This window comes from Simplicispira sedimenti, from assembly GCF_022760965.1.
Lineage (GTDB): Bacteria > Pseudomonadota > Gammaproteobacteria > Burkholderiales > Burkholderiaceae_C > Simplicispira > Simplicispira sedimenti.
Window position 1 is genome coordinate 103,898 of record NZ_JAKVIJ010000003.1, and the last position, 17,577, is coordinate 121,474.

General features: G+C 69.7%; 15 protein-coding genes. 4 read left to right on the forward strand and 11 right to left on the reverse strand.

The genetic code is table 11. The features are described from left to right. Position 1: 1 nt before the first annotated feature. Genes MJ602_RS04705 through MJ602_RS04715 form a run of 3 tightly spaced genes read right to left on the reverse strand, consistent with a single transcriptional unit; the run spans position 2 to position 2,678 of the window. On the reverse strand, positions 2 to 1,357 hold the full coding sequence (locus tag MJ602_RS04705; protein WP_243019654.1) for a GAF domain-containing protein: 1,356 nt from the start codon (positions 1,355 to 1,357) through the stop codon (positions 2 to 4). After that, positions 1,354 to 1,848, reverse strand: coding sequence for a hypothetical protein (locus MJ602_RS04710; RefSeq protein ID WP_243019656.1), 495 nt, complete (start codon positions 1,846 to 1,848; stop codon positions 1,354 to 1,356). Before MJ602_RS04710 ends, MJ602_RS04705 begins: the two co-directional genes overlap by 4 nt. 5 nt (positions 1,849 to 1,853) lie before the next feature. Further along, complete coding sequence (locus tag MJ602_RS04715; protein WP_243019658.1) at positions 1,854 to 2,678, reverse strand: ABC transporter permease; 825 nt, start codon at positions 2,676 to 2,678, stop codon at positions 1,854 to 1,856. 95 nt (positions 2,679 to 2,773) lie between these two features. Here MJ602_RS04715 and purT point away from each other — a divergent pair, with 95 nt between their 5' ends. Next, on the forward strand, positions 2,774 to 3,976 hold the full coding sequence (gene purT, locus MJ602_RS04720; RefSeq protein ID WP_243019660.1) for a formate-dependent phosphoribosylglycinamide formyltransferase: 1,203 nt from the start codon (positions 2,774 to 2,776) through the stop codon (positions 3,974 to 3,976). 71 nt (positions 3,977 to 4,047) lie between these two features. Here the strand turns inward: purT and MJ602_RS04725 are convergent, their stop codons facing one another. The 4 genes from MJ602_RS04725 to MJ602_RS04740 are packed head-to-tail and all read right to left on the reverse strand — an operon-like array spanning position 4,048 to position 9,784. Beyond that, a complete protein-coding gene (locus tag MJ602_RS04725; protein ID WP_243019662.1) occupies positions 4,048 to 4,989 on the reverse strand; it encodes an ATP-binding cassette domain-containing protein in 942 nt (313 codons plus the stop codon). Beyond that, positions 4,986 to 6,176: a GGDEF domain-containing protein gene (locus MJ602_RS04730; RefSeq protein WP_243019664.1), complete on the reverse strand. Its 1,191-nt coding sequence runs from the start codon at positions 6,174 to 6,176 to the stop codon at positions 4,986 to 4,988. The genes MJ602_RS04725 and MJ602_RS04730 overlap by 4 nt, the downstream gene beginning before the upstream one ends. A gap of 16 nt (positions 6,177 to 6,192) precedes the next feature. Continuing rightward, complete coding sequence (locus tag MJ602_RS04735) at positions 6,193 to 7,674, reverse strand: AMP nucleosidase (RefSeq protein ID WP_243019666.1); 1,482 nt, start codon at positions 7,672 to 7,674, stop codon at positions 6,193 to 6,195. 4 nt (positions 7,675 to 7,678) lie between these two features. Next, positions 7,679 to 9,784: a putative bifunctional diguanylate cyclase/phosphodiesterase gene (locus MJ602_RS04740; RefSeq protein WP_243019668.1), complete on the reverse strand. Its 2,106-nt coding sequence runs from the start codon at positions 9,782 to 9,784 to the stop codon at positions 7,679 to 7,681. 177 nt (positions 9,785 to 9,961) lie between these two features. On the opposite strand from MJ602_RS04740, the gene MJ602_RS04745 reads away from it, so the two are divergent. Continuing rightward, positions 9,962 to 11,197 (forward strand): DUF4010 domain-containing protein, encoded by a 1,236-nt coding sequence (locus tag MJ602_RS04745; RefSeq protein ID WP_243019670.1) that lies wholly within the window; start codon positions 9,962 to 9,964, stop codon positions 11,195 to 11,197. A gap of 34 nt (positions 11,198 to 11,231) precedes the next feature. Then, complete coding sequence (gene dbpA / locus MJ602_RS04750; protein WP_243019671.1) at positions 11,232 to 12,650, forward strand: ATP-dependent RNA helicase DbpA; 1,419 nt, start codon at positions 11,232 to 11,234, stop codon at positions 12,648 to 12,650. A 64-nt stretch (positions 12,651 to 12,714) separates the two neighbouring features. On the opposite strand, the gene MJ602_RS04755 is transcribed toward dbpA, so the two are convergent. The 4 genes from MJ602_RS04755 to MJ602_RS04770 all read right to left on the reverse strand — a co-directional run bounded on the left by MJ602_RS04755 (position 12,715) and on the right by MJ602_RS04770 (position 16,549). Next, a complete protein-coding gene (locus MJ602_RS04755) occupies positions 12,715 to 13,419 on the reverse strand; it encodes an ankyrin repeat domain-containing protein (protein ID WP_423246687.1) in 705 nt (234 codons plus the stop codon). A gap of 182 nt (positions 13,420 to 13,601) precedes the next feature. Then, positions 13,602 to 14,093: a GlcG/HbpS family heme-binding protein gene (locus tag MJ602_RS04760; protein ID WP_243019673.1), complete on the reverse strand. Its 492-nt coding sequence runs from the start codon at positions 14,091 to 14,093 to the stop codon at positions 13,602 to 13,604. Between the two features lie 336 nt (positions 14,094 to 14,429). Further along, positions 14,430 to 15,068, reverse strand: a complete 639-nt coding sequence (locus MJ602_RS04765) for a response regulator transcription factor (RefSeq protein ID WP_243019675.1) — start codon at positions 15,066 to 15,068, stop codon at positions 14,430 to 14,432. Continuing rightward, positions 15,065 to 16,549, reverse strand: a complete 1,485-nt coding sequence (locus tag MJ602_RS04770) for a sensor histidine kinase (RefSeq protein ID WP_243019677.1) — start codon at positions 16,547 to 16,549, stop codon at positions 15,065 to 15,067. The genes MJ602_RS04765 and MJ602_RS04770 overlap by 4 nt, the downstream gene beginning before the upstream one ends. 53 nt (positions 16,550 to 16,602) lie before the next feature. Here MJ602_RS04770 and MJ602_RS04775 point away from each other — a divergent pair, with 53 nt between their 5' ends. Beyond that, positions 16,603 to 17,535, forward strand: coding sequence for a cation diffusion facilitator family transporter (locus tag MJ602_RS04775; protein ID WP_243019679.1), 933 nt, complete (start codon positions 16,603 to 16,605; stop codon positions 17,533 to 17,535). Positions 17,536 to 17,577: the final 42 nt, after the last annotated feature.

Genomic DNA, 17,577 nt, shown 5'->3' on the forward strand with positions numbered 1-17,577 from the left:
CTCAGCCCGGCTGTTCTTCGAGCAGCACCGGGCAGGCGACGCACAGGCGAAAGCGCCCGCGCCCGGTCTTCTCGATGCGCATGGGTGGGGTGTTCTCCTGCAGGCGGCGCTGCAGCAGCAGCAGGCGCGCTTCCAGGTTGTCGGCCACGTCGGGCAGGCGGATCGAGGGGTCGAGCCGCAGTTCGCGGTTGGTGAATTCGGTGCGGCCGGCGTGCACGTAGTCACGCAACAGCTTCCAGAAGATGGCGCCCGCCACGCCCTTGATGAGGTAGTCGTCGTTGATGAAAACGCTGTCGTTGGCCGGGTAATGGCGCACGCGCACGGGCGCGCCGCTCACGGCCGGCGCCAGCGCGGTGGCGGGGGTGGCCGTGTCGGCGCCTTCGGGCGTGGCCTGCAGCAGGTCGATGGCCGCGCCCAGATGGCCCGCCAAGGCGACGAGCATGTCCTCGTCCTCGAAGTCGAACGCCAGGTCCCGCGGGCTCTCGACGAACAGCACGCCGAGCACGCGCCCGGCCGCCACCATGGGCACGGCGAGCTGGCTGTGCGGTTCAGGCAGGCCGGGGTAGGGAATGTCCAAGCCCGGGGGCTCGGCGCCGCCATGCTCCGCGCCCGCCTCCAGGCTGCTGCGCATGGCGTGGCTGTAGAGCGCGGCATGTGTCATGTGGCTGATGCGCACCGGTGTGTTCTCGCGCGCAGCCATGCCGATCACGCCATGCCCCAGTGCGATTTCCGAGCCTACGCCCGAGGTGGCGTAGCCCCGGCTGGCCACGGTGTACAGGCGCCGGGCCGGGGTGTCGAGCATCAGCACCATCGCGTGTTCGATGTCCATGGCATCGCGCAGGCAGGCCAGCGCGCCCTGCAGCAGCTCGTCCAGGCTGGTACAGGCGGCCATGCGCTCGCTGCATTGGCGCAGGCGGTGCAGCAGACCCGTGCGGCCGGGCGCGGGCGGCAGGCCCTCGCCGTCGATGGCGTCGATGTGCTCTACGGCATAAACATCGGAGCCCTTGAGACGGAACACATCGGCCATGCCGTTGTGCGACGCGATGCCGGAGAGCCGCGCCTTCATGCTCTCGAACAACGCCCCGGTGGTCTCCGTGCGCAGGTAGCGCAGGTGCAGGCGGTAGAAACGCGCTGTCACCGGGTCGAGCACCAGCACCGAGGCATGGGGGTTGGCGAGGATGTTCTCGCGCGTCTTGTTGAAGAACTGGAACGACAGCGCCACATGGCCCTCGTCCACGTAGACCACCTGCGAGATGTAGGCCACGTTGGGCGTGCCGTCGTTGGCGCAGGTGGCCATGATGGCCGGGATGGCCCCTTCGAGACAGCGACGGATGGCGTGCAGCGAGGGGGCGGTCATGGCAGAGCGGTCGGCAGGGGCGCGCCGGCACGTGGCCCCGGTGTCTGGTCGAAGGCCGCCTGCGGCGTGAACTGCAGGGCCACCACGTCCGCCAGCGGCGCGGACAGCATGGCGGCCACATAGTCAGACCCGTAGCCCACCTGGGCCAGCTCGTGCCGCATTGCGGCGAGGTACTTGTCCAGCAGTGGCTGATCGGTTGGGCCTGCAGGGCGCAGGGTGGCGGTGCGGGCCTTGAGCTGCAGCGTGCGGTGCGTGGGTGGTTCGCTGAACACCACTGCCACGCCTCCACCGGCCTCGATGTCCTGCAAGAGCTGGCGCGACTGGCTGCGCCGCAGGTAGACGGTGACCTGCGTGCCGTCGGCGCTGATGGCGCTGCCCACGCCGCGCATGATGCTCGGCCGGAACGCGGCGTCGCGCGAGGCCACGATCACCGAGACACCCCGGTCCACCATGGCGATGTGCTCCGGGCTCAACAGGCTGGGTGCGGTCATGGCGGTCAGGCGGCGAAGCGGCGGCGCGTCAGGGACAGCGCCACCCAGTAGGCGGCGACGGTGGTGAGCGCCATCACCAGGCCGTGGCGCAGCGGGTGCGCGGGCCACTGGTCCATGAACAGCGGGCGCACCAGCTCGACGGCGTTGGTCAGCGGCAGCCAGTCGGAGATGGCGCGCACCACGCCGGGCAACTGCTCGCGCGGGAAGAACACGCCCGAGAGGAACATCATGGGCGTGAGCACCAGCGTGAAGTAGTAGGTGAAGAAGTCGTAGCCCTTGGCCAGCGCATTGAAGATCAGCGCGATGCTGGAGAACATGATGCCCACGCACAGCAGCACGGGCCAGGCCACGAGCAGCTTGGGGCTGTGGCTGATGCCCAGCGCGAGCATCACCCCCATGATGGCCGTCACGGTGAACAGCGCCTTGAAGGCGGCCCAGAGCATCTCGGCCAGCACCACGTCGTCCAGCCCCACGGGAGTGTTCATGATGCCCTCCCAGGTCTTCTGCACATGCATGCGCGAGAAGGCCGAGTACAGCGCCTCGAAGCTCGCGGCGTTCATCGCGCTCATGCAGATCGAGCCGCTGGCCAGGAACAGGATGTAGGGCACCTGCTGGCCGCCCACCTGCATCTGGCCCACGAGCGCGCCCATGCCGTAGCCAAAGGCCACCAGCCACATCAGCGGCTCGGCGATGTTGCCGACCAGGCTGGGGATGGCGAGCTTGCGCCACACCAGCAGGTTGCGCAGGAACACCGGCCACCAGCGCAGCGAGAGGCCGGGCGGGCGCCAGGGCGATGCGGGAGGGGTGCCGGTCAGGGGGAGGGAGGACATGGCGCGTATTGTGCGCAATTGCCGCCGCTCTGTCCTCGTCCGCCGGAGGCGCTCGATTACAGTAGCCGCCAGTTTCCTTCCCACTTCCACGGTCCATGACAACCCTCGGCACCCCGCTCTCTCCCCATTCCACCAAGGTCATGCTGCTCGGCGCAGGCGAGCTCGGCAAGGAGGTGCTGATCGCGCTGCAGCGCCTGGGCGTGGAGACCATCGCCGTGGACCGCTACGACCACGCGCCCGGCCAGCAGGTGGCGCACCACGCGCGCACCATCGCCATGAGCGACCCGGCGCAGCTCAAGGCGCTGATCGAGGCCGAGCGCCCGCACCTGGTGGTGCCCGAGATCGAGGCCATCGCCACGCCCATGCTGGAGCAACTGGAGGCCGAGGGTGGGGTGCGCGTGATCCCCACGGCCCGCGCCGCGCGCCTGACCATGGACCGCGAGGGCATCCGCCGCCTCGCGGCCGAGACGCTGGGCCTGCCCACCAGCCCCTACCGGTTCTGCGACTCGCTGGCCGAATTGCAGGCCGCGATTGACGCCGGCATCGGCTACCCCTGTATCGTCAAGCCGGTGATGAGCAGCTCGGGCAAGGGCCAGAGCAAGATCGACGGCCCTGATGATGTCCAGAAAGCCTGGGACACCGCCATGGCCGGCGGCCGGGTGAGCCACGGGCGCGTCATCGTCGAGGGCTTCATCGACTTCGACTACGAGATCACGCAGCTCACCGTGCGCGCCGTGGGCGAAGGCGGCCAGGTCGAAACGCATTTCTGCGACCCCATCGGCCATGTGCAGGTGAGCGGCGACTACGTGGAAAGCTGGCAGCCGCACCCCATGCACCCCGCCGCGCTGAAGAAGTCGCGCGAGATTGCCAAGGCCTTGACGGACAACCTGGGCGGCCAGGGGATCTTCGGCGTGGAGCTGTTCGTGCAGGGCGAGCAGGTCTGGTTCAGCGAGGTCAGCCCGCGCCCGCACGACACCGGCCTGGTCACGCTGTGCACGCAGCACCAGAGCGAATTCGAGCTGCACGCCCGCGCCATCCTCGGTCTGCCGGTGGACCCCACGCTGCGCAATCCCGGCGCCAGCGCCGTGATCTACGGTGGTGTGGAGGCGGCGGGCATCGTGTTCGACGGCATCGATGAAGCATTGCGCGTGCCGGGCACCGATCTGCGCCTGTTCGGCAAGCCCGAGAGCTTCGCCAAGCGCCGCATGGGCGTGGCGCTGGCGCGCGCGGACGATGTGGACACGGCGCGCGCCAACGCCAAGCTCGCGGCCGGCAAGGTGCGGCCGCGCCAGGTCTGAGGATCAAATCGGACTCTGGCACTTATGCTGCAAGCGCAGATAGCTCCTTTTTCAGGAGCGTGCAGGTGCGCCTAACCATCCTCACGAATCTGGCGCCCAGTGAGCTTGAGGAACAAATCCTCCAGGTTCGCCGGCCGGTGCAGCGTGCGCAGGTGCGGGTGCTGCAGCAGCGCGTCCAGCAGCGGGCGCGCTTCGCGGGTGTAGAAGAACACCGTCTCGCCGCTGACCTCGGTGCGCGCCGCCAGGGCTTGCAGGGCAGCGTCCTGCGCCAGCGCCAGGGCACCCGCGCCGTACACCTCCACCACCTCGGGCTCCAAGTGCTCGGCGATCAGCGCGCGCGGCGCACCCTCGGCGATCTTGCGGCCATGGTCGAGCACCAGCAGGCGCGAGCACAGGCGCTCGGCCTCGTCCATGAAGTGCGTGGTCAGCAGGATGGAGGTGCCCGCCTGCACCAGACGCTGCAGCCGTTCCCACATCAGGTGGCGCGCCTGCGGGTCCAGGCCGGTGGTGGGCTCGTCGAGCAGCAGCAGGCGCGGCTCGTTCACCAGCGCGCGCGCCAGCGACAGGCGCCGCTTCATGCCGCCCGAGAGTTCGCCCGGCCTGGCGTGGGCTTTGTGCGTGAGCGCGGCGAACTCCAGCAGGCGTGGCGCGCGCTCGTCCATCACCCGCGCGCCCAGGCCGAAATAGCGGCCGAACACGCGCAGGTTCTCCAGGCAGGTGAAGTCCGGGTCGAGCGAGTCGAACTGCGTCACCACGCCGATCTCGGCCTTGATGGCCAGGGCGTCGCGCGGCATCTGCAGCAGCGGGCCGCCGGCTGGCTGGTAGTGGATGCTGCCGCCGTCGGGCGTGGTCAGGCCCAGGCACATGCGGATGGTGGTGGTTTTGCCAGCGCCGTTGGGGCCGATGACGCCCAGGCATTCGCCCGGTTCGATGGCGAACGACACGCCATTCACCACGGTGCTGTCGCCGTAGGTTTTGCGCAGGTCTTGGGCTTGTAGCAGGGGTGCGGTCATGCGGCCAGGGCAGGGGATGCAGGGGGCGTTGCGGTGGAGGTGGCCAGCACCAGGCGGTCACGGCCCTCGGCCTTGGCCTGGTACAGCGCGGTGTCGGCGCGGGCGCGCAGGGCTTCGAGGCTGGTGTCGTCAGGCCCCAGCAGGGCCAGCCCGGCACTCAGGCGCACGGGTTCGTCCATGCCGGGAATGTTCAGGGTTTCCAGCGCCTGGCGCAGGCGTGCAAACAGGCTGCGTGCGGCGGACTCGCTGCTGTAGGGCAGCAGAACGGCAAATTCCTCGCCGCCCATGCGTGCGGCAATGTCGCTGCGGCGCAGCGTGAAGCGCAAGGCGCTGCCCAGTTCGCGAATGACCAGGTCACCGGTTTCGTGGCCGTAGCGGTCGTTGACATGCTTGAAATGGTCCAGGTCCAGCATCACCAGGCCCAGCGGCAGTCCATGGCGCTTTGCATGGCTCCACAGCGGGGTAGCGTGGCTGTCCCAGCCCCGGCGGTTGAGCAGTCCGCTGAGCGGGTCGGTCTGGGCCTGCAATTGCAGTTCGGCTTCGGCCTCGGTGCGCCAGGCCACCAGCACAGCCACGTTGGCCAGCACCATGGCGGCGTTGCTGGCCAGCATGGCCAGCATGTTGATGGGGTGCGGGGCCGTGAAGCTGGGGTACTGCTCGGTGAAGAAGGCCCCCAGAATGCCGCGCAGCGTGGTGAAGCCTGCGAGCACGAGCAGGCCCACCATGATCACCCAGCGCCAACGCCCCGACATGGCCGAGGCCGGGTGCAGGCAGGCCTGCGCCACCAGCACCAGTTGCAGGGCCAGCATGAAGTTGGTCCAGCCCACGCGCAGGGGGTAGCTGTCAAAGCTCAAAAAATAGCCGATGGGCGTGAGCACGCACACCACTGCCAGCAGGCGACCCCAGCGCCGCGGCCCCAGCCACGCCCCCAGGGCGCGGAACATCCACCACTCGCCCAGGCCCATGCAGGAGACGGAAGTCACCGACAGCGCCCGGTCCAGCCAATGGCCGGAGAACTGCTCGGAGCTGATCATCAGCAGCCAGCCCAGGGCCTGCATGATGAGTGCGCTGCGTGCAAACCAGGCGCCCCGGCTGAGTTGGCGCCCCATGATGAAGGGCAAGGTCCCCGCCGTCAGAGCGAGGTTGACCACGTTCACGATCAGCAGGGTGGTGACATCCAGATTCATACCAGGTGCGCAAGGCTCACTGGAAGGCCACTTCAGCAAAACTGCGCAGCTTGCGGCTGTGCAGGCGCTGAACACCGCCATCGCGCAGGATGTCGATGGCCCGCATGCCGATGCGCAGATGCTGGTCCACGCGCTCGCGGTAGAAGTGGTTGGCCATGCCGGGCAGCTTGATCTCGCCGTGCAGGGGCTTGTCGGAGACGCACAGCAGCGTGCCGTAGGGCACGCGGAAGCGGAAGCCGTTGGCGGCGATGGTTGCGCTCTCCATGTCCAGCGCCACCGCGCGGCTCTGGGAAAAGCGCCGCTGGGGCAGGTTGTCGGGCAGCAGTTCCCAGTTGCGGTTGTCGGTGCTGGCCACGGTACCGGTGCGCATGATGCGCTTGAGTTCGTCGCGGCCCATGCACGTGACGTCGGCCACCGCCTGCTCCAGCGCCAGCTGGATCTCCGACAGCGCGGGAATGGGCACCCACAGCGGAAGCTCCTCGTCGAGCACATGGTCTTCGCGCACATAGGCGTGGGCCAGCACGTAGTCGCCCAGCTGCTGGGTGTTGCGCAGGCCGGCGCAGTGGCCCAGCATCATCCAGGCGTGCGGGCGCAGCACGGCGATGTGGTCGGTGATGGTCTTGGCATTGGCCGGGCCCACGCCGATGTTGACCATGGTGATGCCACTCGCATCCTTGCGCACCAGGTGGTAGGCGGGCATTTGCGGCAGGCGCGGCGGCGCGGCGCCCAGCTCATCGCCCGCCTCGGCACTCAGGCCCACGCGGCGTGTGACCACGTTGCCGGGCTCGATGAAGGCGATGTACTCGCTGTCCGGCTTGGCCATCTCGGCGTGGCCCAGGCGCACGAACTCGTCGATATAGAACTGGTAGTTGGTGAACAGCACGAAGTTCTGGAACCACTCGGGCTGCGTGCCCGTGTAGTGGCGCAGGCGGTGCAGCGAGTAGTCCACGCGCGGCGCGGTGAACAGCGACAGCGGCTGCGCGTCGCCGGGGCGGGGCTGCCAGGTGCCGTTGGCGATGCCGTCGTCCATGGCCGTGAGGTCGGGCAGGTCAAACAAATCGCGCATCAGCAGGCGGCGCTGGGCACTGAGCTGGCCTTCCACATGGTCGTGCTCGGCAAACGAGAAGTGGATGGGAATGGGCTGGCTGCTGGTGCCCACTTCCAGCTCCACACCATGGTTCTTGCGCAGCAGGCGGAACTGCTCCAGGTAGTAGTTGGCAAACAGGTCGGGCCGGGTGAGCGTGGTTTCGTAGCGGCCGGGGCCCTCCACAAAACCATAGGCCAGCTTGGTGTCGGCGCGGGCGTTGGTGCTGGTTTGCACACGCACAAAGGGGTAGAACGCGCGCACGGGCTGCTCGGGGGTGTCCCCAGCCACATAGCGCTGCATGGTCTGGCGCAGGTGCCCGATCTGCTGCTGGTAGATGCGCTGCACCTGGGCCAGGGCTTCGGCCGGGTCGGTGTGGCGGGTCGGGGCGATGAAGTCGGCGATCAAAGGCATGGAGCTATTGTCCACGTCCCGGCGCGTCGGATGTGACAGCAGACTGCGGGCGCGACAGCCACTCCAGCGTCTGCTGTGCGTCCAGCGGGCGCGACACGAGGAAGCCTTGCACCATGTCGCAGCCAAGCTGGCGCAGCAGCTCCTGCTGCGCGGGGGTTTCCACGCCCTCGGCCACGGTGCGCAGCTGCAGGCTGTGACCCATTTGCACGATGGCGGTGACGATGGCCACGTCGTCGGCGTTGTCCGGGATGTCGGTGACGAAGGAGCGGTCGATCTTGAGCTTGTTCAGCGGGTAGCGCTTGAGGTAGTTGAGCGAGGAGTAGCCAGTGCCGAAGTCGTCGATCGAGACGCCGACCCCCAGTGTCCGCAGGGCTTGAAGGGTCAAGAGCACCTGTTCGGCGTCCTGCATGAGCACGGTTTCGGTCAGCTCCACTTCCAGAAAGCGCGGCTCCAGTCCCGTCTGGCGCAGCACGGCGGCGACTTCGGTTGCCATGTCACGCTGGCGGAATTCCAGCGCCGAGAGATTGACAGACACCGGCACCAGCGCCAGCCCCTGGTCCTGCCAGGCCTTGAGCTGGCGGCAGGCCTCCAGCATGACCCAGCGCCCGATGGGGGTGATGAGCCCACGCGATTCGGCAAAACCGATGAAGTCGTCCGGCCCGACCAGGCCGCGCTCGGGGTGCTGCCAGCGCACCAGTGCCTCCAGCGCCTGCAGCGAGCCGTCGTGCAGGCTGACCTGAGGCTGGTAGTGCAGCACAAAGGCGCCTGTGGCGATGGCCTCGCGCAGTTGCCGCTCCTGCTGCAATACCTGCATGGCGCTGCCGTCCATGCCGGGCTGGAAGAACTGGCGGTTGCCACGCCCGCTTTCCTTGGCGTGGTACATGGCGGCATCGGCGCAGCGCAACAGCACATCGCCGCGGGTGCCGTCTTCCGGGAACAGGCTGATGCCGATGGAGGGCGATACCGTGACCGGCACATGCTCCAGCGGGAACACCGACTGCATGGCCTGCAGCAGCTTGTCGGCCACCAGGGCGGCCTCGTCGGCGTGGTGGATGTCGGTGAGTACGATCACGAACTCGTCCCCACCCAGGCGCGCAACGATGTCGGCACTGCGCACGCAGCGCGTGAAGCGGTGCGCCACCTCGCACAGCAACTGGTCACCGGCATGGTGGCCCAGCGAGTCGTTCACGGTCTTGAAATGGTCCAGGTCGATGAACAGCACGGCCAGGTGGCGGTTGGCCTGCTGGGCTTGCGCGATCTGGCGTTCGAGCTGCTCCATCAGGTGGCGGCGGTTGGGCAGCTCGGTGAGTGCGTCGTGCAGCGCGAGGAAGGCTTCGCGCTCCTCCACCTTCTTGCGTACGCTGATGTCGCGGGCCACCACGATGCGGTAGTCGCCGTGCAGTTGCGGCATGGTCTTGCCCACGACCTCCACCGGAATGTTGTGCCCGTCCTTGTGCGTGATGGCCACTTCGTAGGGATGCTCGGAGCCGCTGCGGGTGTATTCCAACGCAATGGATCGGTATTCCGGGTGAATGAAGCTGAAGATGGACAGGCCCAGGACTTCGTGCAGCGGGTAGCCGGTCAGGCGCGTCAGCGCCTCGTTGCCGTCGATGATGATGCCGTCTCGATGGAAGACGATGGCCTCGTCCGTCGCTTCGGAGAACTTGCGCATGCGCTCTTCGCTTTGGCGCACCATGCTTTCGGCGCGCCAGCGTTCGGTGATGTCGTTGATCAGCACAAAGGCGCCCACAGGGCCTGCCTGGCCCTCGAAGTGCGGAATCAGGTTGACCTCAATCATGCGGATCTCGCCGCTGGGCAGCGTTTGCTCGCGCGTGTACTTGACGCGCTCGCCCCGCATGCAGCGATCCACATGGGGGCGGATGGCTTCCCAGGCCCGGCGGCCAATGGCCTGCTCTACGGTGAGCCCCAGGATGGATTGCGTGGAATGCCCGTTGTACGCCGCATAGCCCTGGTTGGCAAAACGGCACTGCAGGCGCGGCAGTTCGTAGTACGCCATGAGCGCTGGCACCGAATCCGCAATGAGACGCAGCAGTGCGTCGTCCTGGTACGCCCTGGGCAGTGCAGCGGTGGCGGTAGAGGGCTCGGACATGGGTTCCAGGCAGAGGGCTTGGGTGGGTGCGTGACAGCGCAGGTTTCTGTTATAGCCCATTGCCAGGTCTTTGCCCATGCTGCACCGCAACGCAGTCGGAAGGCTTTTTTCTGGCACGATGACAAGTTGCACACGACACACGGGTTTATGCAGGCAAGCAGTGATTTTTCTGCCGCCATGGCGGTGCTGGCCAGTGCACTGGGCTGTGGGCTGCTCATGGGCATCGAGCGCGAACGGCGCAAGGGGGACGGGCCGTTCCGTTCGCTGGCGGGGGTGCGCTCGTTCGCGCTGGCCGCGCTCAGCGGCGCGGCGGCGGCGTTGATCGGCTCCACGGCTCTGGTGGCCGTGGTGGGCGTGTTCATCGCGGCGCTGGCGGTCACGGCCTATGCGCGCGACCGCTCGGGCGACCCTGGCGTGACGACCGAGATCGCCCTGCTGCTGGCCTACCTGATCGGCGTGCTGTGCGCGAGCGACCAGTTGCTGGCCGCCGCGCTGGCCGTTGCCGCCACCGGCCTGCTGGCGGCGCGCGACAGCCTGCACCAGTTCTCGCGCGATTGGTTGCAGCCGGTCGAGGTGCGCAGCGGCCTGATCCTGGCGGCGTTGCTGCTGCTGGTGGCGCCGCTGGTGCCCGATCAGGCGCTGTGGCAGGGGCTGCTGAACCCGCATGTCGTCATGCGCCTGCTGCTGGTGCTGCTGGTGATCCAGTCGCTGGCGCATGTGGGTCGCCGCCTGCTGCAGGCACGCCAGGCGATGGCGCTGTCGGCGCTGGCTTCGGGGTTTGTCTCCAGCACGGCAACCATCGCCAGCCTGGGCATGGATGCGCGCGAGGGCACCGTGGCCGTGCGCGCGCAGGCGGGCGCGGCCGTGCTGTCGTGTGTGGCCACCATGGCGCAGATCGTCGTGGTGGCCGCCGCCGTGCAGCCTGCCTGGCTGGCGCGGCTGTGGGCGCCAGCGCTGGCCGGGGCCGTGGTGGCAGGGGCCTGGGGCTGGTGGCGGGTGCGTGGTGCGACGGGCGGCCCGGAGGATGGAACGACCCGTCCTCAACTCCCGCCCGACACGGCCATGTTCAAGCTGCGCGACGCGGCGCTCATCGCCGCCTTGCTGACGGCCGTGCAACTGGGCGTGCAGCTGCTCACGCGCTGGCAGGGCGACGCCGGCATGCTGGCGGGCGCGCTGCTCGCCGCGCTGGCCGATGTGCACGCCGCGACGGCGGCCCTGTTGGTGCAGGGCGGCCCCGCCAGCCCCATGGCGCCGGCCGTGGCGCAGGCCCTGATGGCGGCGCTGCTGGTGCATGCCGGCAGCAAGAGCGCGGTGGCGCTGGCCAGCGGCGGCTGGCGCTACGCGCTGGCCGTGGCACCGGGCATCGTGGCGCATACGCTGGCCTTCGTGGGGGTGATGGCGCTGTGGGGGTGACGGCGCGGAGGCGCCGGGCCGGATAATCCTGCCCATGACTTCCCAAGACCACCAAGCCGGCGCGGCCTTCAGCACGCTGGCCCTGGGCGCCGCCCAGCTCGCCAACCTGCAGCAGCTCGGTTACACCCAGATGACCCCCATCCAGGCGGCCAGCCTGCCGCTGGCGCTGCGGGGCCAGGACCTGATTGCCCAGGCCAGCACCGGCAGCGGCAAGACGGCCGCCTTCGGCCTGGCCCTGCTGGCGCGCCTGAACCCACGCCGTTTCGCCGTGCAGGCGCTGGTGCTGTGCCCCACGCGCGAGCTGGCCGACCAGGTGGCCACCGAGGTCCGCCGCCTGGCGCGCGCCGAGGAGAACATCAAGGTCGTGACACTGTGCGGCGGCGTGCCGCTGCGCGGCCAGATCGCCAGCCTGGAGCACGGCGCGCACATCGTGGTGGGCACGCCCGGTCGCGTGATGGACCACCTGGAGCGTGGCAGCCTCACGCTCGAAGCCCTGAACACCCTGGTGCTCGACGAGGCAGACCGCATGCTCGACATGGGCTTCTTCGACGACATCGCCACCGTGGCGCGCCAGTGCCCCAAGGAACGCCAGACTCTGCTGTTCTCGGCCACCTACCCGGAGGGCATCGCCAAGCTCAGCGCGCAGTTCATGAAGAACCCGCAGCAGGTCACGGTGCAGGCGCAGCACGCCGAGGCCAAGATCGAGCAGCGCTGGTACGAGGTGAAGGATTCCGAGCGCCTGCACGCGGTGTCGCTGCTGCTGGGCCATTTCCGGCCCGAGTCGTCCATCGCGTTCTGCAACACCAAGCAGCAGTGCCGCGACCTCGTGGCCGTGCTGCAGGCGCAGGGCTACAGCGCGTTGGCGCTGTTCGGCGAACTGGAGCAGCGCGAACGCGACCAGGTGCTGGTGCGCTTTGCCAACCGCAGCTGCTCGGTGCTGGTGGCCACCGATGTGGCCGCACGTGGGCTGGACATCGCCAGCCTGGCCGCCGTCATCAACGTGGACGTGACACCCGACCCCGAGGTGCACATCCACCGCATCGGCCGCACCGGCCGGGGCGACGCCGAGGGCCTGGCGCTGAGCCTGGCGAGCCTGGACGAGATGGGCAGCGTGGGCAAGATCGAGCAGCTGCAGGGCCGCGAGTCGCGCTGGTACCCGCTGGCCGAACTCACGCCCACCGGCAGTGGCCCGCTGCTGCCGCCCATGGCCACGCTGCAGATCATCGGCGGCCGCAAGGAGAAGATCCGCGCCGGCGACGTGCTGGGTGCGCTCACCGGCGAAATGGGCTTCACGCGCGCGCAGGTCGGCAAGATCAATGTGAACGACTTCTCCACCTACGTGGCAGTGGACCGCGCCATCGCCGCCCAAGCCGTGCAGCGCCTCAACAGCGGCCGCGTCAAGGGCAAGAGCGTGAAGGCGCGGCTGGTGACCGACGGCGAATTCTCTGAATGAAATTGGCCTGTAGCGCTTATCTATCAATCGCTGGCAGCTACTGATTTAATAGCATTCCGCGCCTTCACGGGCGTGCGCCGGCCGCCTCCAGCATCTTCACCATGGCGTCATAGCCGCGCTGGCGCGCCAGTTGCAGTGGCGTGTTGCCATGGCGGTCGGCGAGCCGGGTGCTGGCGCCCGCGTCCAGCAGCGCCTGCAGCGTGGCCTGGTGGCGCGCCCCGCCGTCGCCGAGCACGATGGACTCGATCAGCGCCGTCCAGTGCAGGTTGTTCACATGGTCCAGCGGCGCGCCGGCCGCGATGAGCTGGCGCACCACGCCCGCGTGCCCCAGGTGGGCGGCGGCGATCAGCGCCGTGCCGTCGTAGCGGCTGGTCACCTGCTTCGCGCTGGCGCCCAGCTGCAACAGCAGGCGCAGCGTGTCCTCGTCATCGGCCACGGCGGCGATGGTGACGGCGTCGTAGCGGTCGTTCTCCAGCAGGTCGAGCGCAGCGCCGGCCTGGGCCAGCAGGCGCACCGCCTCGCGCTGGCGCGCGAAGGTGGCCACGTGCAGCGGCGTGCGCCCGTGGGCATCGCGTGCGTTCAGGGTGCCCGGGCCGGGCTGCGCGGCCAGCAGGCGCTGCAGTGCCGGCACATCGCCGCGCGCGGCGGCGGCGTGCAGGCCCTGGTAGGCGGCAATCTCGCTGGCCGTGGGGGGCACCTGGGCTTGTGCCAGCGGCGTCAGCAGCAGTGCGGCGGTCAGTGCCAGCGGCAAGGTAGGGCATCGAAACACGGCATGTTCCTCTCAATTCATCATCTCTGTGCTGCACAGGATCTGCGGCCTTGGCTGCTGGTGCTGCCCAGGCCAGTGGCCACCGCGCAAGGGCCGCCCCGCCGCGCTGGTGGCGTCCCCCTTCCGCATCGCGCAGCGATGCCAGAGAAGGGGGAAGGCGCGTAGCGCCACAGGGGGGTGTTTCACTTCAGTTGGTCTTGGACCTTGGCGAGGGCCGCCATGGCGCACTGCTCGTCCAGGTGGCCGCCGGGCGCGCCGCCCACGCCCACGGCGCCGATGACCTCGTTGCCCACCTTCACCGGCACGCCGCCGCCCAGCAGCAGGTAGCCAGGGATCTGGCCCAGGTTGGCCGCGGCGGGGTTCTTCTGCGAACCTTCCATGATGGCCAGCGTGGTGTTCTTGGCCGAGGCCGAGGTGTAGGCCTTGAGGCGGCTGGCCTCCAGCGTGTGCGGGCCGGCGTTGTCGGCGCGCTGCACGGCGCGCACGGTGCCGGCGCGGTCGACCACGGTGGCCGTCACGTTGTAGCCGCCGGCGGTGCAGGCGGCGACGGTGTGCGCGGCGATCTGGTTGGCCAGGTCGAGCGACATGTTGCGCTCGGTGCGCACGCCTTCGGCGCTGGCGGCCGTGGCGATGAAGGCGAGGGCGAAGGCGGTGGTCTTGAGGATGTGGTGCATGGTGTTCTCCGGTGTTTGTGCTTCGGCGCCACCCGTTGCGGCGCCGTGGGAGAACTGTAGAAAAAGCCGCCGTGCGGCGCCATGCGGACGGCTACGCGCAAGGCTCCGTAGAAATACTGAGGAGGCAACCCCCTGTGGCGCTGCGCGCCTCCATGCGGCCGCCAGAGACGGCAACCCTTCGGGGACGTCCAAGCCTGCGCAGGCAGGCTTGGAGCCGCGCCCCTCAGCCCCTTCTCTGGCATCGCTGCGCGATGGGGAAGGGGGACGCTCCCAGCGCCCGCACGTGGGAATGCTGGCGGCCCTTGCGCGGCGGCCACTGGCGAAGTCAACAGCGTTTCACGGGTCTGGGTGGGTATCTACGAGCGCGGCGTAGCGCCGGATGAGCTGGGCCAGAGAGTCCACGCCCAGCTTGGCGAACAGGTTGGCGCGGTGCGTTTCCACCGTGCGGGGCGAGAGTTCGAGCGCGCGGCCGATCTCCTTGTTCGTCAGCCCCTCGACGATCAGGCCCAGCACCTCGCGCTCGCGCGCCGAGAGCTGGGCGTGGCGCTCGCGCGCCTGCTGGTCGGCCTGGTGGCGCTCGCGCGAGCGCACATGCTGGCGCACGGCGTTTTGCAGGGCCTCGATGAGCACCTCGTCGTGCACCGGTTTTTCGAGGAACTCGGCCGCGCCGGCCTTGAAGGCGCGGCGGCACATGTCCACCGTGCCGTGGCCGGTGAGCAGGACCACGGGCTGGTCCGCCCCCCGGGCCTGGAGCTGCTCCAGCACGGCCAGGCCGCTGGTGCCGGGCATGCGCACGTCGAGCACGACGGCGCCGATGCTGGCGCGGTCAAAGCCCGCCAGGAAGGCTTGCGGATCGGCCCAGGCCTGCACGCGCAGGCCCACGGTGGCGATGAGCAGGGAGAGACCCTCGCGCACGGCGGCGTCGTCGTCCACGAGGTGGATGAGGGGCGAGAGGGACGGGGCGCTGTCGTTCATGGCTTGGAGGTGGCGGCGGGCAGGCGGAGCACGAAGGCCGCGCCCCGGCCGTGGCCGGGGGCGAGCTGGAGGCTGGCGCCCATGGCCTGGGCCAGGCTTTCGCACAGCGGCAGGCCCAGGCCGAGGCCGCCTGCGCGCGTGGTGAAGAAGGGCTCGAACAGGCGCTCGCGCGCCTCGGGCGGGATGCCCGGGCCGTGGTCGCGCACGGTGAGCTGCACCTGGCCGGGGGTGGGTGCGGTGAGGTGCAGTTCCAGCCGGCGCTCGGCGGCAGGCACCTGTTCCAGCGCCTGCAGCGCGTTCACCACGAGGTTGTGCACGATCTGTTGCAGCGCCACGGGCTCGGCGAGCACGGCGGGCAGGTTGGGCTCGGCGTGCACCTCGGGCACCACGGCGCGGGCGCGGCATTCGGGTTCCAGCAGGTGCAGCGCGTCGTGCACGGCGGCGGGCAGCTGCAGCGGCTGCGCCTGGCTGGCGAGGTCGGGGCGCTCGACCAGGCGGCGCAGCCGGCCCACCACGTCGGAGGCGCGGCGCGCCTGCTCCACGGCGCGCGCCATGGCGGTGCGCGCGGTCTCCAGGTCGGGCGGGTCGTCGCACAGCAGGCGCTGCGCGGCCTGCGTGCCCGAGAGCAGCGCGGTGAGGGGCTGGTTGAGCTCGTGCGCCATGCCGGCGGCGAGCTCGCCCAGGGTGTTCAGGCGCGCCACCTGGCCCAGGCGCAGCAGCTCCTCGGCACGCCGGCGCGCCACGCGGTGGCGCCACAGCATGCGCATGGCCACGGCGGCGGCGGCGGTGGCCGCGCACCAGCCCAGCATGGCGAACCAGGGCAGCTCGTCCCAACCGACCACGCGCCGTGCCACGACATCGAGCGGCTGGCTCGGTGAGGCCAGGGTCTTGCGAAATCCGTAGGCCCAGCCCCGCTCCGGCGTGCGGCCGCTCTGGATGGTGAAGGCCTGGCCGGCGTGCTCCAGCGTCACGCGCACGGGGCTGGCGGCGCGGTCCATGGGCCATTCGTCGCGCGGCACGGTGGCGTGCAGGTCGATGTGCAGCGCGTAGCTGGCCGGCGTGCTGGCCAGCACCAGGTGGTAGCGCCCTGCAGCGAGGTCGGGCCGGGCCAGCGTGGCGTGGCCGGCGGCGCGCGAGGCGGCCTCGGCGGTGTCGAGCCCGGGCGCGGCGGCGGGCCAGGCGCCATCGGCCGGGCGGCGCAGCACGTCGAGGATCTGCGGGTACACCGAGGGCAGGCGCGGCAGCGCGGCGTCGGCGCCGCCCTGGCCGGGCTCGGCGGGCTGCAGCAGCGCCAGGGTGGAGAGGATGGCGTCGTGCTGCACCGCGCGCTGGCTCAGCAGGCGGTGCACGATGCGCGCGTCGGTCTCGAAGGACGCCTGCAGCTGCTGCAGGCGCGCGTGCGCCAGCCACCCGGCACCACCACCGGCGGCCAGGATGCAGGCCAGCGCGGCGGCGGTGCGGCGGTGCCATGCCTTGTTCATGGCGGCGATTCTGGCACGGGGTGGGGTGGTGCGGGTCTGGTGTAATCCGGGCCATGTCTTCCAATGCCCCATTCCCTCGCCCCTGGCTGACGCCCGCCAACCTGCTGCGCGCCTCGGTGGGCGTGGCCCTGCTCACCATCACGCTCAAGACCCTGGCCTGGTACGTGACGGGTTCGGTGGGCCTGCTGTCGGACGCCATGGAGTCCTTCGTCAACCTCGCCAGCGCGGTGTTCGCCCTGGCCATGGTGACGGTGGCGCAGTTGCCGGCCGACGACAACCACCCTTATGGCCACCACAAGGCCGAGTACTTTTCCTCGGGCTTCGAGGGCCTGCTCATCGTGGGCGTGGCCGGCGGCATCCTCTGGGCGGCCGGGCACCGGCTGTTCGACCCGCAGCCGCTGGAACAGGTGGGCTGGGGCCTGGGGCTGTCGGTGCTCAGCTCGGCGCTCAACGGCCTGCTGGCCTGGGCCATGTTCCGCGCCGCGCGCGAGCACCGTTCGATCGCGCTGGAGGCCGATGCGCGCCACCTCGTCACCGATGTCTGGACCTCGGCCGGCGTGCTGGTGGGTCTGGTGGGCGCGGCCCTCACAGGCTGGTTGTGGCTGGATGCCGCGGCAGCCATCCTGGTGGCGCTCAACATCCTCAAGGAAGGCCTGGAACTGGTCTGGCGCTCGACGCAGGGCCTGATGGACGAGGCCGCCGAACCCGAGGTGCAGGCCACCATCGAGGCCACGCTGCAAGGCTTCGTGCAGGGCCAGCCGCCGGGGGCGCTGCGCTTCGACCATGTGTCCACGCGCCGCGCCGGGCAGCGCCGCTTTGTCGATATGCACATGCACATGCCGGCCGACTGGACCCTGCACCATGCCGCCGAGCTGCGCGGCCAGGTCGAGCGCGCCCTGATGGCCGCCGTGCCCGGCCTGCGCGCCACCATCGAGCTGCTGCCCACCGACGTAGAGGCCCATTTTGACGACCCGAAGGATGTGTGATGGAACACCCCCCTGTGTCGCTGCGCTCCTTCCCCCCGCTCT

Coding starts and splice junctions, on each gene's coding strand:
- MJ602_RS04705 (WP_243019654.1), bottom strand. CDS start 1,357: ATGACCGCCCCCTCGCTGCACGCCATCCGTCGCTGTCTCGAAGGGGCC.
- MJ602_RS04710 (WP_243019656.1), bottom strand. CDS start 1,848: ATGACCGCACCCAGCCTGTTGAGCCCGGAGCACATCGCCATGGTGGAC.
- MJ602_RS04715 (WP_243019658.1), bottom strand. CDS start 2,678: ATGTCCTCCCTCCCCCTGACCGGCACCCCTCCCGCATCGCCCTGGCGC.
- purT (WP_243019660.1), top strand. CDS start 2,774: ATGACAACCCTCGGCACCCCGCTCTCTCCCCATTCCACCAAGGTCATG.
- MJ602_RS04725 (WP_243019662.1), bottom strand. CDS start 4,989: ATGACCGCACCCCTGCTACAAGCCCAAGACCTGCGCAAAACCTACGGC.
- MJ602_RS04730 (WP_243019664.1), bottom strand. CDS start 6,176: ATGAATCTGGATGTCACCACCCTGCTGATCGTGAACGTGGTCAACCTC.
- MJ602_RS04735 (WP_243019666.1), bottom strand. CDS start 7,674: ATGCCTTTGATCGCCGACTTCATCGCCCCGACCCGCCACACCGACCCG.
- MJ602_RS04740 (WP_243019668.1), bottom strand. CDS start 9,784: ATGTCCGAGCCCTCTACCGCCACCGCTGCACTGCCCAGGGCGTACCAG.
- MJ602_RS04745 (WP_243019670.1), top strand. CDS start 9,962: ATGGCGGTGCTGGCCAGTGCACTGGGCTGTGGGCTGCTCATGGGCATC.
- dbpA (WP_243019671.1), top strand. CDS start 11,232: ATGACTTCCCAAGACCACCAAGCCGGCGCGGCCTTCAGCACGCTGGCC.
- MJ602_RS04760 (WP_243019673.1), bottom strand. CDS start 14,093: ATGCACCACATCCTCAAGACCACCGCCTTCGCCCTCGCCTTCATCGCC.
- MJ602_RS04765 (WP_243019675.1), bottom strand. CDS start 15,068: ATGAACGACAGCGCCCCGTCCCTCTCGCCCCTCATCCACCTCGTGGAC.
- MJ602_RS04770 (WP_243019677.1), bottom strand. CDS start 16,549: ATGAACAAGGCATGGCACCGCCGCACCGCCGCCGCGCTGGCCTGCATC.
- MJ602_RS04775 (WP_243019679.1), top strand. CDS start 16,603: ATGTCTTCCAATGCCCCATTCCCTCGCCCCTGGCTGACGCCCGCCAAC.